The sequence below is a fragment of the Yokenella regensburgei ATCC 49455 genome (assembly GCF_000735455.1).
Taxonomy (GTDB): domain Bacteria; phylum Pseudomonadota; class Gammaproteobacteria; order Enterobacterales; family Enterobacteriaceae; genus Yokenella; species Yokenella regensburgei.
Genome location: NZ_JMPS01000010.1, coordinates 91,565 through 104,984, shown reverse-complemented (window position 1 = coordinate 104,984; position 13,420 = coordinate 91,565). Strand labels below are relative to the sequence as shown.

Sequence of the window (13,420 nt, the reverse complement as noted above, 5' to 3'; positions counted from 1 at the left end):
CCCGTCCGGACAGGGTTACTGCGCTTTTACGGCATTGACCAGCCACGGCACGCCGAACTTATCGGTGACGGTCCCAAAACCCTCCGCCCAGAAGGTTTCCTGCCAGGCCATCCCGATTTTTCCGCCTTCCGCCAGCGCATCGAACCAGGCCTTGCCAACGTTCACGTTCGGCGGATCCAGCGCGAGGGTAAAGCCGGAATATTGCAGATTTTCACGCTGCATTCCGTCACTCATCATGATACTGCTCTCGGCAATACGCAGGTTAGCGTGAGCGATATCAGTGTCTGAGAACTGCATGTTAGAGGCACAGCCTTCATCGCTGTTCTGATCGTTTTTCGGCATTTCGCCGAAGGTAATTTTGTAGAGGAGTTCTGCACCCAGCGCTTTTTGATAAAAGGCGATGGCATCGGCGCAGTTGCCAGGGAATGAGACGTAGGGACTTAACGGCATAATCGTTACCTCAGAAAAGGGAAACCCGTTAAGTGTAGTTCGATTTTTGTACAGATTACAGGAGGGATAAACGAAGTGCATCGGGGAGCATACCCGGCAGCGCTGGGCTTACCGGGCATACCTAACAGAAAAATCAGTTCTTTTTCACGAACTCAGATTTCAGTTTCATCGGGCCAAAGCCATCAATTTTGCAGTCGATGTTGTGATCGCCTTCAACCAGACGGATGTTCTTCACTTTGGTGCCGATTTTCAGCATGGAAGAGCTGCCTTTAACCTTCAGGTCTTTCACGACCGTCACGCTGTCGCCGTCAGCCAGCAGGTTGCCGTTAGCATCTTTTACGATCAGGGCATCAGCGTCCTGTGCAGGCTCAGCATCGTTCCATTCGTGCGCGCATTCCGGGCAGATGTACATGCCATTGTCTTCATAGGTATATTCGGAATTACATTTTGGGCAGTGTGGAAGTGACATCGAAAAAATCCTCTCAAAAAATGGCAGTTCGCCGAAAATAGGCCCAATTATACCTCAAATCCCCACATTTGTCGGTACTATTTCTGAACGTAGCGATAACCATACTGCAGAAGTCCCTGCAATCACGTAGGGAAAATAACTAAAGATATATCCGGATTATTTTTTAAAATGCGCTACGCTGTTTATCGCTCGCTTTCTATCGGGCTCAAGTCGGAATAAAATATTAATGAATACAAGCATAAAGATATTCGATGTAATTAAAAATATATTCCAAAAACAATATCCGGCTAATAAGAAAAGCAACAATTAAAAGTAATAAAATTTGCGTTAAGGGAATACTTTAACCATGTACACACAGACAATATACGAATTAAGCCAGGAAGCTGAACGCTTGCTGCAGCTTGCGTTACAGCAACTGCAACAACTGAGTGCGTTACCGGGCAACAGTACGCAAGATTTACCCGCGTCAAACTCTGCGGTTTTCAGCGCCCAGGAAATTAGCGCTCAGCAGGCCACGCTACATAATGAGCTGCGCAAGGTGACGCGGCTGGAAATGGTACTGGCGATTGTTGGGACGATGAAGGCAGGTAAATCAACCACCATCAATGCCATCGTGGGTACTGAGGTGTTACCCAATCGCAATCGCCCGATGACGGCATTACCGACGCTGATCCGCCATACGGCGGGTCAGAAAGAGCCGAGTCTGCATTTTATGCATCCGGAGCCTATCGATAATCTTATGCAGGCGCTGCAGGGAAAGCTCCGCCATATCGATCGCGCAACGCTTGCAGAAACGCTGGAGCTGGATAAGGACATGGCGGCGCTGCTGGAGCGTATTGCTCACGGGGTGGCATTCGAAAAGCACTATCTGGGCGCGCAGCCGATTTTCCACTGCCTGAAAAGCCTCAACGATCTGGTGCGTCTGTCGCAGGTGCTGGAGGTAGATTTCCCTTTTGCCGACTATGCCGCCATTGAGCACATTCCGGTGATTGAGGTGGAGTTTGTCCATCTTGCCGGGATGGGCAATTTTCCCGGCCAGCTCACCCTGCTGGATACGCCGGGGCCGAATGAGGCGGGTCAGCCGCATCTGCAAAAGATGCTGGATGAACAGCTGGCACGTGCATCGGCGGTGCTGGTGGTGATGGACTACACCCAGCTTAAGTCCGTTTCCGATCAGGAAGTACGTCAGGCGGTGACGGCGGTAGGGCCGTCGGTACCGTTGTACGCGCTGGTGAATAAGTTCGATCAACAAGATCGTAACAGCGATGACGAAGATCAGGTGCGGGCGCTCATCTGCGGGACGCTGATGAAAGGCAGCATTCGCCCCGGGCAGATCTTTCCGGTCTCTTCGATGTGGGGTTATCTGGCAAACCGGGCACGCCATGAGCTTGTTCTGCGTGGGAAGCTTCCGCCGCCGGACGAGCAGCGCTGGGTACAGGACTTTGCCGAAGCGGCGCTGGGCCGTCGCTGGCGCAGTGCCGATCTTAACGATATTGAACACATTCGCCATGCGGCGGATCTGCTGTGGGAAGATTCGCTCTTTGAACAGCCTATCAGCAAGCTACTGCACGCGGCGCATCTCAATGCGTCACTGTTCGCCCTGCGTTCCGCCTCGCACAAGCTGCTGAATTATGCGCAGGCGGCGCAGGAGTATCTGGATTTCCGCCAGCAGGTGATGAGTGTGAAATTCGATACACTTATCCATCATATCGATGAACTTGAAGTCAGTATGACGCAGTTTGCTGCCCGCAGGCAGCGTGTTAATGATGAGATTGCCCATGAGGTCGGGCAGTCGATGTCGGCGGTGAATGCTGCGATTAGTGAGCTTCAGGAGAGCGCCTGCCGCCGGGCTGACGCCTGGTTTAGCGCAGACAGTCTGCGCACACTGTGCGGTGAGGTTGACGCTGAGCTGCGGATGCTGTCGCCTGCTGAAGTGAACGAAGTGGTGTTGAGCGACGAAAGTCAGGCGCATTGTCTGCTGAGTAAAATTCGTCAGGGATGCGAAAGCGTACTGCTCGGTACTCAGGAAACTATCAGTCGGGAGGTTTCCGCTCGCTTTAGCCAGCTTGAATCAAGCCTGGCGCGCATTCTGCAGGAATCTGTCAAACCCATTGAGCAGCATATTAAAGAGGAACTCAGCCAGTCTGGCTTTCGCGCCAGGGTGAGCCTGCCCACGTTCCGCGCCGGACTTCTGGATTTTAACCTGCCGGAGTTCTTCAGTGATGCCATCGTGCGGGAGGATGCCCCCGCCGGTCAGGCGCTGAAGGGCGGGATGCGCGAGTCGGTATCGCGTTGGTTGAATAATCCGGGCTGGAGCTGGGATGACTACGTGATGACGCAGTCCCGCTTTGTTATCGACCTCGCGCAGCTGAAGCAGAAACTGAGTGCACATATTGCGCATTTTTGTGAGCAAATCCTTAAAGCATTAGCGGCGCAGGTCGATGTTTCTGTTACTGCGGGGATGACCGCTTTCTTTGCCGGTTTTTCACGAAGCCTTGCCGGTTTGCAAAAAAGTTTGCAGGAGAGCCTTCTCATCCGTCAGCTACACCATTCGGCAGTGATGACGTTAAACCAGCAATTGCAGCAGCATCAGGCAGCAGTGCGCTGGGTTGAGGAAGATACGCGTCTGCTCCGGGATGATATTCAGGCTCTATTTGCGGCAGAAATGAAATGAATACGCGATTGCTGGAAGGTCCAGGGCGTTTGCTCGAATCTGTTCACCCGAAATTTATCGAGGCGCTGATCCTCGGCATCGATAATCCTCGTCGGGAAGCCGTTACGCCACAGCAGCAGTTGTTCCGCGATCGGCTGATGAAAGAGATTGTGGCGCAGACCCAGCTCATGCCATGGGCCGTTGCCGGGCTGTTTGCTGATACGCCGGTGATGCGCCTGGGGCTTGCAGAAAAGCTGGCTGGTATGTTTGACCCGGGCCATCTGGCGCTGACGCGTATGAGCAGGTACTTACAAACCCTGCAAACGCAAAGCCGGGGCTCACCGGAGCTCCGTGAACAATATGGCGCGGTGGCAGAGCAATTTCTTCAGCGGGCCACCCACAAACAGCGTGCGCTGAGCCAGCGCGGGCTGATGGTACAGGCTGGCGAGCACAGCGACCAGGTTTTCACCCGCTGGCATGCGGGTAGTTATGACGGTTGGTCACTCGCCGGGCGCTGTTTTATCGCGCTGGAAGAGCTGCGCTGGGGGGCGTTTGGCGATGCCTGTCGTCTGGCGAATGACGAAGTGCGTACGCTGTTGAAAGAGAACCTTCGGAGTATGGCGAGTCAGTATCTGGCTGAGAGTATGAATGCATTGCCGCAGGAACGGCATTTTTATCATCAATGGTTGACCGCACCGGTCAGCGCGTTGTTGATGGATTATCGCGAAATGCTGGGCTGGCTCGGCAATGAATGCACCGCGCAGCACCATCCTGTGAGCTGGTCCATTACTCAGACCTGGCAGACCGTTGCGTTGGGGATGCCGCGTATTTGTTCCGCGGCGAGGCTGGTGGATGCGATGATGGAAGAGCTTTTTTCTCAGGAAGAAATACCGGGTTCTCATCCACGAAAATAATGGTGCATTAACCGAGAATATATCGTTATTACAGGGTGTAAATCATGCCTGAAAATAGTGTTTTTTTACCTCGCTGAATCCCCATAAATATCGGCTGAAATTGTCAGATTTATCGACCCTCTCTATTTTCGTGAGGTTGATCACAAATATAAACGCTGTTAGGGTAAAAGGCAGAGTCTGAATTTTTCCCGTCCGGAAAAGGGTGCGGTCAATATTCAGAGCTTGTCTGAGCAGGCGTCAACAGGTTCGGTTGTACAAAGGGTGAGCAGCCCGTGCAGGCAAACCTGCTACGCTTGAAATGAGGAGCACAGCATTTCGTTACTCCAGCCACGCACGATGACCACCACAGGGTGCTGTCGTCACAAAAAAGTGCGGGCGTGACGAAAGATTACGAGGAAAACATATGCTTAAAAGGAAAAGAATAAAGCCAATTACACTCCGGGATGTCACCATCATCGATGATGGTAAATTGCGTAAAGCGATAACAGCCGCCTCTCTTGGCAACGCAATGGAATGGTTTGATTTTGGTGTTTATGGTTTCGTGGCCTTCGCCTTAGGTAAGGTCTTCTTCCCTGATGCAAACCCCAGCGTGCAGATGATTGCTGCCCTGGCGACCTTCTCCGTACCCTTCCTGATCCGCCCGCTGGGTGGTCTGTTCTTCGGGATGCTCGGCGACAAGTATGGCCGACAAAAAATTCTGGCAATCACCATCGTCATCATGTCGCTCAGTACCTTCTGTATCGGTCTGATCCCGTCCTATGCGTCGATTGGTATCTGGGCTCCGGTTCTGCTGCTGCTGTGTAAGATGGCGCAGGGTTTCTCCGTGGGTGGGGAATACACTGGTGCCTCTATCTTTGTGGCCGAGTATTCGCCGGACCGCAAGCGTGGATTTATGGGCAGCTGGCTCGACTTTGGCTCTATTGCCGGGTTTGTGCTGGGTGCTGGCGTGGTGGTGCTGATCTCCACCGTGGTGGGTGAAGAAAACTTCCTGTCATGGGGCTGGCGTATTCCGTTCTTCCTCGCGCTGCCGCTAGGGTTGATTGGTCTTTACCTGCGCCACGCGCTGGAAGAGACCCCGGCGTTCCAGCAGCATGTCGATAAGCTTGAGCAGGGCGACCGCCAGGGTCTGCAGGACGGCCCGAAGGTCTCCTTCAAAGAGATTGCTACGAAACACTGGCGCAGCCTGCTGGCGTGTATTGGTCTGGTGATTTCCACCAACGTGACCTACTACATGTTGCTGACCTATATGCCGAGCTACCTGTCGCATAACCTGCACTACTCGGAAGATCACGGGGTGCTTATCATCATCGCCATCATGATTGGTATGCTGTTTGTGCAGCCGGTGATGGGGCTTCTGAGCGACCGCTTTGGCCGCCGTCCGTTTGTGATGATTGGTAGTGTGGCGCTGTTTATCCTGGCTATTCCGTCCTTTATGTTGATTAACAGCGACGTGATTGGGCTCATTTTTGCCGGCTTGCTGATGCTGGCGGTGATCCTGAACTGTTTTACCGGGGTGATGGCCTCCTCGCTGCCGGCAATGTTCCCGACGCATATTCGTTATAGCGCGCTGGCAGCGGCCTTTAACATCTCGGTACTGATTGCTGGTTTAACGCCAACGCTTGCAGCATGGCTGGTGGAAACCTCACAGAATCTGATGATGCCAGCGTATTACCTGATGGTGATTGCGGTGATTGGCCTGATTACGGGGCTGATGATGAAAGAGACCGCGAATCTGCCGCTGAAAGGGGCAACGCCTGCGGCGTCTGACCTTCAGGAAGCGAAAGAAATCCTGCGGGAGCATCACGATAACATCGAGCAGAAGATTGACGATCTCGACAAAGAGATTGCCGAGCTTCAGGAGAAACGCTCGCGGTTGGTGCAGCAGCATCCCAAAATAAACGAATAATTGTGACAGTGAAAAACCCGGATTTCCGGGTTTTTTTATTTGATAAACAAATAAAAAACACAATATTGTCGATATATTCCCGTCTGGAAACTTCTGAAAAAGGAGGTCAAGGAGTGGTCAGCGCACTCTTCCTCATCTAATCTGATAACGGAGCGGTATTGGTTCTGGCCGTTAGTTATCTATTTTAAAGTCCTTCACAAAATGAAAAATTCTTTAATTACCGGGCTGCTGGCTTTGACGCTGCTCGGTTTCAGTGTTGCCATAATTGACTGGCAACTTTTTCGTTCTGCACAGACCAGGACGACGAATCATGCTGCACAAGCGTTAAAGCAAACTGAAAATATGCTCGATGATGCCAGGCAGGCCACCGAAGACGCCCGGGTATTATTAACCAGCCGCTGCACGCCAGATACACAGCAAACGCTCAATGAATTAGCCGCATTTTTACCTCACATTCGCTCGGTGAGTTTATTGCGTGGGGAGTGGATCTGGTGCTCTTCGCTGCTGGGCGCAAAAACGGAGTTGGTACCCTATAGTGCGCTGCCGCGAACCTCGCTGATGTTTTATACCGACAACCGTTCACCGCGACAGGTTTCACGGCTGGTTTATCTGGCGTCGTTTCCGACCGGACACGTGGTGGTGACCCTGCGCGACGTCTATCTGCGCGACAGCCTGGAGGTGCCTCCCGGGGAATCTCCGCTGTATCTGCAGGTAGGGGAGCAGAAATACTCCTGGAATGGCTCCCTCAGCGCGGTCGGGCCGGGGTTAACGCAATTAGCTTCCGCACGTTATGACTTTGGCGTGAGCTTTGAGCCACCCGCGCGCTTTAGCCCGCAGCGCCTTTGGGAGCAGGGCTGGCTGTTGCTGCTGTTTTCTCTGCTGTGGTCGTTTGGTGCCGCACTTCTGCTATGGCGCTACCTGAACAAATTCACCAGTCCGGAAGAGACGCTGAAAAACGCCATCAGCCAGGGAGAAATTGTTCCGTACTATCAGCCGGTGGTGAACGGTATCACCGGCGAGATCCATGGCTACGAAGTGCTGGCGCGCTGGAAGCACCCGGTCTCCGGATTTATTCCTCCGGATGTGTTTATTCCGGTGGCGGAAAAAAGCGGCCTGATCCTGCCGCTGACCCACCATCTGATGATGAGCACGATGCGTGATATGCAAACGATTATGGCTGACGTACCGGAGGGGCTGCATATCAGCTTCAACATCAGCGCCGCGCATATTCATTCGCCGGGGCTGCTGGATGATTGCCGCACGTTTATTGCCGCCTTTGGCGCAAAGCGCGTGACGTTGATTCTGGAAATTACCGAGCGGGAACCGCTGGAGCTGACGACGGAAAGCCGTAAAGCGCTGGCGGATTTGCGGGAAAATGGCGTGGCGCTGGCGCTGGATGATTTCGGTACCGGCTATTCCGGGCTGGCCTATCTGAATGAATTTTCGGTGGATTACATCAAAATTGACCGCAGCTTCGTTGGGCGGATCACCGAAGATCCGGAGTCGACCCGGCTGGTGGACTGCGTTATCGATATGGCGAAGGCGCTGTCGCTACGGATTGTGGCGGAAGGGGTCGAGACTGCCCAGCAGCTCGACCATATGAACCAGCAGCACATCACCCTGTTACAGGGCTATTACTTCTGGGCACCGCTGCCGTTTGAGAAACTGACCGAGGTGCTGCTGCGCCCGGGGATCCGAACCGCCGGGCGCGCATAAGTTTACTGTAACGCTTTCAGGATGGTGTATCCGGCCTGGATGCGTGCCGGATTCGGGTAGCTTTTGTTTGCCAGCATCACGATACCAAGCTGCTGCTCCGGGATAAACGCGACGTAAGCCCCAAAGCCGCCGGTGGAGCCGGTTTTATGCACCCAGGAGGCGGCAACGGCAGGAACCGGTGGTTCTACCGCGGCTGCCGGGTGCGGTGCCAGCGCCACAGCGCCATCACCGTCTTTCGCCATTGCTGCGCCATTAACCGGCCAGTTGAGCATCTCCCAACCCAGCCCCTGATACATGCTGCCAATGCGCCAGTAGCGCGCCTGTGCCATCTCCAGCCCTTTCTTCAACGTCGGGCTGCTGGCATGCTGCGGAGCCATGTTCGCCTGCAGCCAGGCGGCCATATCCGTGACCGAGGATTTCACACCGTAGGATTCGGCATCCAGCATGCCGGGTGAAACGTGGACCGGCTGGCCGTCGCGATAGCCCCAGGCGTAGTTTTTCTCTTCTGATGCCGGAACGGTTATCCACGTGTGTTTCAGATTCAGCGGCTGCAGTACACGCTGGTTCATGGCCTCTTCAAAGCCAAGTCCGGAAGGTTTTACCGCCAGCGCGCCGAACAGGCCAATGCTGCTGTTGGCATACAACCGGGTGGTACCCGGCGCCCATTTCGGCTGCCACTGCTGATAGAACTCAAGCAGCGAAGCGTTGTCCGTGACGTTATCCGGCACCTGCAGCGGCAGGCCACCCGCGGTATAGGTCGCCAGGTCTAGCATGGTAATCCCTTGCCACTGCCTGGCGTTAAGCTCTGGCCAGTACTGATTTGCTTTATCGCTGAGCTTGATTTCACCACGGGCAACGGCATCACCACCCAGTACGCCGGTGAAAGTTTTGCTAACGGAGCCGAGTTCGAACAGCGTCTGCGTGGTGACCGGACGGTTGTTCTGCACATCCGCTTTACCCCAGGTAAAGTAATACGGCTGGCCCTGATAAATCACCGCTACCGCCATTCCCGGGATCGCCTGCTCTTTAAGCAGAGGCACGATAGTACGATTCACCGCCTGAGCTATCTGCTCCGCGGTAAGCGTTTTCGGCGCAGCAATGCCCGCCGTAGAGAGCGAAAGTGCGGCCAGCGCCAGTACGCCATTCAACATTTTTTGCATGGGTGAAAACCTTCCATAGAGTGAGAGAGATGTCAGGGCCCTTAAGACGCGCTCAGTCTGTGGGATTTGACAGCGGCTGACAAACGATTAAATTTAGCATCTGCCTACAGTTTTTCTAACAGATATCATCATGACCCGAAGCTATATTCCGCTCAACGCCCTGCGCGCCTTCGAGGCCGCCGCGCGACACTTAAGTTTTACTCACGCGGCTATTGAGCTGAACGTGACCCATTCTGCTATCAGCCAGCAGGTGAAAACCCTGGAGGAACACCTTAATTGTCAGCTATTTGTGCGGGTATCGCGCGGGCTGATGCTGACGACGGAAGGGGAGAATTTACTGCCGGTACTGAATGACTCCTTCGACCGCATTGCCGATACCCTCGATCGCTTTAGCGCCCAACAACTGCGAGAAAAACTTAAAATAGGCGTAGTCGGGACCTTTGCCGTAGGGTTCTTACTGCCACGGCTGGAGGCTTTTCGTCGCCGGTGCCCGCACATCGATCTGCATCTGTCGACGCATAACAACCGGGTCGACCCGGCGGCAGAAGGACTGGATTATACTATTCGCTTTGGCAGCGGCGCCTGGCATGGTACCGAAGCGATATTCCTTTGCGATGCGCCGCTTTCCGCGCTATGTGCGCCGGGGATTGCCGAAATGCTGCACAAGCCTGCCGATGTGCTTAACTACACCCTGCTGCGCTCCTACCGCCGTGACGAATGGGCGGCATGGTTGACGGCTGCCGGGGAAGCGCCGCCTGCGCCGACGCATCCGGTGATGGTGTTTGACACTTCGCTGGCGATGCTTGAGGCCGCGCAGTGTGGAGCAGGGATTGCGATTGCGCCGACCAGCATGTTCAGCCATTTGCTTAACAGCGAGCGTATCGTACAGCCGTTCCCGACCCAGATTAGCCTTGGCGGATACTGGCTGACGCGCCTGCAATCTCGCCCGGAAACCGCCGCGATGCGTGATTTTGCCGCCTGGATTGCGACGCAGTGGTAGCCACTACAGGGAGTCAGAAAATATGGCATGGTTGAATGCAGAAGCCACTTTCAATCCCGATAGCCTGCAGCAGCCGGTGATTGGCGTGCAGTCAGAACTGGGCGATCACGACTCCGGGCTGCACCGCCATCGTATGGGGCAGCTGATGTTTACTCGCGCCGGATGCATCCGCCTGACGATGCACGACGGGGAAATGCTGTGCCTGCTGCCGCCGATGAAGGTGGCGTGGATCCCTGGAGGCGTTTCTCACCGCGCCGAGATGCGCAGCACGGTGGATTACCGTTCCATCTGGTTTGAACCTGCTGCGTTTATGGCGCTACCGAAAGAGGCTAAGGTGCTGAACGTTACGCCGCTGCTGCGGGAGCTGCTGGAGCGGATTGCCGCGGCGCCGTTCGACGCCGACTGGCAGGCAAGCCCGGAGCGACACCTGGCGGCGCTGTGCGTGGCGGAGCTTGAGAACGCACAGGCGATGCCGATGACGCTGCGTTTCCCGCAGGATAAGCGTCTCAGTGCGCTCACCGGCGATGAGTTGCCGCCACCGTTGCACGTGCTGGCGGGGAGCACAGGGGCGAGCGAGAGAACCATTACCCGGTTATTTTTGCGGGATACTGGGCTATCTTATCAGCAGTGGCGCCAGCAGTGGCGGCTGATGAAGGCCGTTGAACTGTTGGCAACAGGAGCGCGTGTTACCGACGTGGCAAGCCATCTGGCGTTCGCCAGCGACAGCGCGTTTATCCAGTTTTTCCGTACCATGACCGGAACCACGCCCCGGGAATACGTGCTTCAGCAACCTGCAGCGATATAGTCGCCGTTAGCGCTGATCGGGATAACCGTCAGGAACAGGACGGTGGCGAACAAAATAATCACCACGCCACCGGCAATTTTCACCAGCGGGACCAGCCAGCGATACTGCGGGTTGTCGGCACCGAAAAACGCCACGGTACGGTTACGGGCGTAGCGAACCGCCAGCGATAGCCCCATGATGGAGAGCGCTGTACCGAGCGCCATCACCATCACGGCGGCAATGCCCCAGCTCACCATCCCCAGCGCATTTGAGAACATCAAAATCATAATTGCCCCGCTGCACGGGCGTGCGCCGATAGTGAGGATAACCCCCACGCGCGTTTTCCAGCCGACTTTGGCGATATCTATCCCTACGCCATGGCCGCCGCAACCGCAGCTCTCACTGTGCTGATGAAGGGGGGTTAACCGGTTAAAGGTGAGCTTGCGTGGACGCAGCGTTTTCAGCGCCTGCCAGATAACGAACGCACCAAATGCACCTATCATCAGGGCGCTGACTTTTTCAACGTACCAGCGGCTTTCGCTGAGATCTCCTGCGGCGAGGTTAAACCCGATAGCGAGAATGAAGACGAACAGAATGGCGGTAACGCCCTGCATCAGACTGCCTAAAAAAGGCACGACGCGCGCCGCCAGCTGGCTTTCCTGGTTGGTGCTGAGATAGGTGGTAACAATAAACTTGCCGTGACCCGGCCCCACGGCGTGCAGAACGCCATAGGTAAACGCCCCGCCGAGCAGCCATAGCCCGCCGCTGTATTGATGATTATTGAGCTGCAGAAGGTACATCACCAGATAGCGGTGCAGGGTGATTTGTGTGCTGAGGCACCACTGAATGAAAGCCCCCCAGTGAGCATGCACTACCGCTACCGCCAGCAGTGATACCAGCATGAAGAGGCCAAGGCCGGAGAGACGCCAGTAGCGTGAAAGTGATTGCGTGGTCATGGCGATGCTCCGCAGAGGTGATACCTGAAGTGTATCTCAGCCTGCAGGGAAAATCCGCCGCAGCGGCGGATTTACGCACTTTCAGGAATGGGTCAGAAAACGCGCCAGCCGCTGATGCAGCAACCGATTCTCTTTCACCAACTGCGCGTTCTCTTCAAGCAGCGTCATGGCGACGGCGATGCCGGGCCAGTCCAGCTCCAGCTCCCGGCGCAGACGCAGGGCGCGATGGACGATGCTCACCGCGCGATCGTCAAACAACCAGCGCTCGGCCTGGTTCTGTGACGGCTCAATCACGCCTAATCCCACAATTTCATTCAGTTCTTCTTCCGACACACCGGTATGCACACAAAACTCGGTGACGGTGAAGGTGACTGTAACCTTGGTCATTTAGTTTTCCCCCACTCTTTACGTGGCTCAAACGAGGACTGCGCCTTAGCGAGCTGTTGCCAGAGATCGGCGGCCTGCTCGTCAGGTTTTGGCGGCATCACAATTTTGATAATTGCATACAGATCGCCGGTGACTTTCTTACTGACCAGTCCTTTTCCTTTAATGCGTAACCGCTGGCCCGCCTGGCTACCTGGCGGGATGGTTAGCAGGATGCTCTCTTTAAGCGTAGGTACAGTGACCTTCGCGCCGAGCGCTGCTTCCCACGGTGCCAGCGGCACTACGATTTCGAGGTTGTGTCCGACGATATCGAACAGTGGATGTGGTGCGATATGGATAACCAGCCACAGGTCTCCGTTCGCGCCACCGTGCTCGCCCGGCGTGCCCTGGCCTTTCAGGCGGATACGTTGACCGTCGCCAACGCCAGCAGGGATTTTCACGTTGAGGGTTTTCGGGATCTCCTGCTCTACCTGACCGAACACGTTGTAGACCGGCAGCTTATAGCTAAGGGTACGAGTGTGTTCTTCCAGCGTCTCCTCGAGGAACACCGCCACTTCAATTTCAATATCATGGCCTCGTTCGGCGTGCGGCTGCCGCGACTGACGGGCATGCTGGCCGAAGATAGAGGAGAAGATGTCGTCAAACTCCTCCTGACTGTACTGGTGCTGCTGTTGGCCCTGGGCATGCCCCTGACCCTGATGACGGGCAAACTGCGGATCGTTGCGGTGCTGCCAGATTTGGTCGTACTCCGCACGACGTTCGTCGTCTTTCAGCACTTCCCAGGCTTCAGCAAGATCTTTAAAACGGGCTTCGGCGTCAGGTTCTTTACTGACATCGGGGTGATATTTTCGCGCGAGGCGACGGTAAGCGGTCTTGATAGTCTTGAGATCGTCCGTCGGCTTAACCCCTAGAATAGAGTAATAATCCTTTAATTCCATGATGTTATCTCAGTGATTCATAACCGAATGAGGATGGTTGCCAGACTGGTACCACCTTTAAGGGTAGGGCAATTAGTCAGGGATCGCCTG

Annotated in this window: 12 protein-coding genes; 6 read left to right on the top strand and 6 right to left on the bottom strand. The window is 55.1% G+C overall.

Annotated elements, in window-relative coordinates; translation table 11 throughout:
* Positions 1-15: 15 nt before the first annotated feature.
* A complete protein-coding gene (gene yjdN / locus GYRE_RS02580) occupies positions 16-450 on the bottom strand; it encodes a VOC family metalloprotein YjdN (RefSeq protein ID WP_006816742.1) in 435 nt (144 codons plus the stop codon).
* Between the two features lie 133 nt (positions 451-583).
* On the bottom strand, positions 584-919 hold the full coding sequence (locus tag GYRE_RS02575) for a zinc ribbon domain-containing protein YjdM (RefSeq protein ID WP_038252755.1): 336 nt from the start codon (positions 917-919) through the stop codon (positions 584-586).
* A gap of 346 nt (positions 920-1,265) precedes the next feature.
* Here GYRE_RS02575 and crfC point away from each other — a divergent pair, with 346 nt between their 5' ends.
* The 4 genes from crfC (at position 1,266) to GYRE_RS02555 (ending at position 8,108) form a co-directional block, all read left to right on the top strand.
* Positions 1,266-3,593 carry a clamp-binding protein CrfC gene (crfC, locus tag GYRE_RS02570; RefSeq protein WP_038252754.1) on the top strand — a complete coding sequence of 776 codons (2,328 nt, stop codon included), beginning with the start codon at positions 1,266-1,268 and terminating at the stop codon, positions 3,591-3,593.
* On the top strand, positions 3,590-4,486 hold the full coding sequence (locus tag GYRE_RS02565; RefSeq protein ID WP_038252751.1) for a diguanylate cyclase regulator RdcB family protein: 897 nt from the start codon (positions 3,590-3,592) through the stop codon (positions 4,484-4,486). Before crfC ends, GYRE_RS02565 begins: the two co-directional genes overlap by 4 nt.
* Before the next feature lie 403 nt (positions 4,487-4,889).
* On the top strand, positions 4,890-6,392 hold the full coding sequence (proP, locus tag GYRE_RS02560) for a glycine betaine/L-proline transporter ProP (protein ID WP_006816746.1): 1,503 nt from the start codon (positions 4,890-4,892) through the stop codon (positions 6,390-6,392).
* 201 nt (positions 6,393-6,593) lie between these two features.
* Positions 6,594-8,108 (top strand): EAL domain-containing protein, encoded by a 1,515-nt coding sequence (locus GYRE_RS02555; RefSeq protein ID WP_038252749.1) that lies wholly within the window; start codon positions 6,594-6,596, stop codon positions 8,106-8,108.
* A 2-nt stretch (positions 8,109-8,110) separates the two neighbouring features.
* Here GYRE_RS02555 and ampC read toward each other — a convergent pair whose 3' ends face one another.
* Positions 8,111-9,259, bottom strand: coding sequence for a CMY2/MIR/ACT/EC family class C beta-lactamase (gene ampC / locus GYRE_RS02550; protein ID WP_112471478.1), 1,149 nt, complete (start codon positions 9,257-9,259; stop codon positions 8,111-8,113).
* A gap of 139 nt (positions 9,260-9,398) precedes the next feature.
* Between ampC and ampR the strand changes: the two genes are divergently transcribed.
* Complete coding sequence (ampR, locus tag GYRE_RS02545; RefSeq protein WP_038252747.1) at positions 9,399-10,268, top strand: LysR family transcriptional regulator AmpR; 870 nt, start codon at positions 9,399-9,401, stop codon at positions 10,266-10,268.
* A gap of 22 nt (positions 10,269-10,290) precedes the next feature.
* A complete protein-coding gene (locus GYRE_RS02540) occupies positions 10,291-11,073 on the top strand; it encodes an AraC family transcriptional regulator (RefSeq protein ID WP_038252745.1) in 783 nt (260 codons plus the stop codon).
* Here the strand turns inward: GYRE_RS02540 and GYRE_RS02535 are convergent.
* The 3 genes from GYRE_RS02535 to cbpA all read right to left on the bottom strand — a co-directional run bounded on the left by GYRE_RS02535 (position 11,052) and on the right by cbpA (position 13,330).
* Positions 11,052-12,008, bottom strand: coding sequence for a nickel/cobalt transporter (locus tag GYRE_RS02535; RefSeq protein ID WP_038252743.1), 957 nt, complete (start codon positions 12,006-12,008; stop codon positions 11,052-11,054). The two genes, GYRE_RS02540 and GYRE_RS02535, sit on opposite strands and share 22 nt — an antisense overlap.
* Before the next feature lie 81 nt (positions 12,009-12,089).
* Entirely contained in the window at positions 12,090-12,395 is a 306-nt protein-coding gene (gene cbpM / locus GYRE_RS02530) for a chaperone modulator CbpM (RefSeq protein ID WP_006816753.1), read from the bottom strand.
* Complete coding sequence (cbpA, locus tag GYRE_RS02525) at positions 12,392-13,330, bottom strand: curved DNA-binding protein (RefSeq protein ID WP_038252740.1); 939 nt, start codon at positions 13,328-13,330, stop codon at positions 12,392-12,394. The genes cbpM and cbpA overlap by 4 nt, the downstream gene beginning before the upstream one ends.
* Positions 13,331-13,420: the final 90 nt, after the last annotated feature.

Bases quoted from the DNA above. Each gene is read 5' to 3' on its own strand.
- yjdN (WP_006816742.1), bottom strand. From the start codon at position 450: ATGCCGTTAAGTCCCTACGTCTCATTCCCTGGCAACTGCGCCGATGCC.
- GYRE_RS02575 (WP_038252755.1), bottom strand. From the start codon at position 919: ATGTCACTTCCACACTGCCCAAAATGTAATTCCGAATATACCTATGAA.
- crfC (WP_038252754.1), top strand. From the start codon at position 1,266: ATGTACACACAGACAATATACGAATTAAGCCAGGAAGCTGAACGCTTG.
- GYRE_RS02565 (WP_038252751.1), top strand. From the start codon at position 3,590: ATGAATACGCGATTGCTGGAAGGTCCAGGGCGTTTGCTCGAATCTGTT.
- proP (WP_006816746.1), top strand. From the start codon at position 4,890: ATGCTTAAAAGGAAAAGAATAAAGCCAATTACACTCCGGGATGTCACC.
- GYRE_RS02555 (WP_038252749.1), top strand. From the start codon at position 6,594: ATGAAAAATTCTTTAATTACCGGGCTGCTGGCTTTGACGCTGCTCGGT.
- ampC (WP_112471478.1), bottom strand. From the start codon at position 9,259: ATGTTGAATGGCGTACTGGCGCTGGCCGCACTTTCGCTCTCTACGGCG.
- ampR (WP_038252747.1), top strand. From the start codon at position 9,399: ATGACCCGAAGCTATATTCCGCTCAACGCCCTGCGCGCCTTCGAGGCC.
- GYRE_RS02540 (WP_038252745.1), top strand. From the start codon at position 10,291: ATGGCATGGTTGAATGCAGAAGCCACTTTCAATCCCGATAGCCTGCAG.
- GYRE_RS02535 (WP_038252743.1), bottom strand. From the start codon at position 12,008: ATGACCACGCAATCACTTTCACGCTACTGGCGTCTCTCCGGCCTTGGC.
- cbpM (WP_006816753.1), bottom strand. From the start codon at position 12,395: ATGACCAAGGTTACAGTCACCTTCACCGTCACCGAGTTTTGTGTGCAT.
- cbpA (WP_038252740.1), bottom strand. From the start codon at position 13,330: ATGGAATTAAAGGATTATTACTCTATTCTAGGGGTTAAGCCGACGGAC.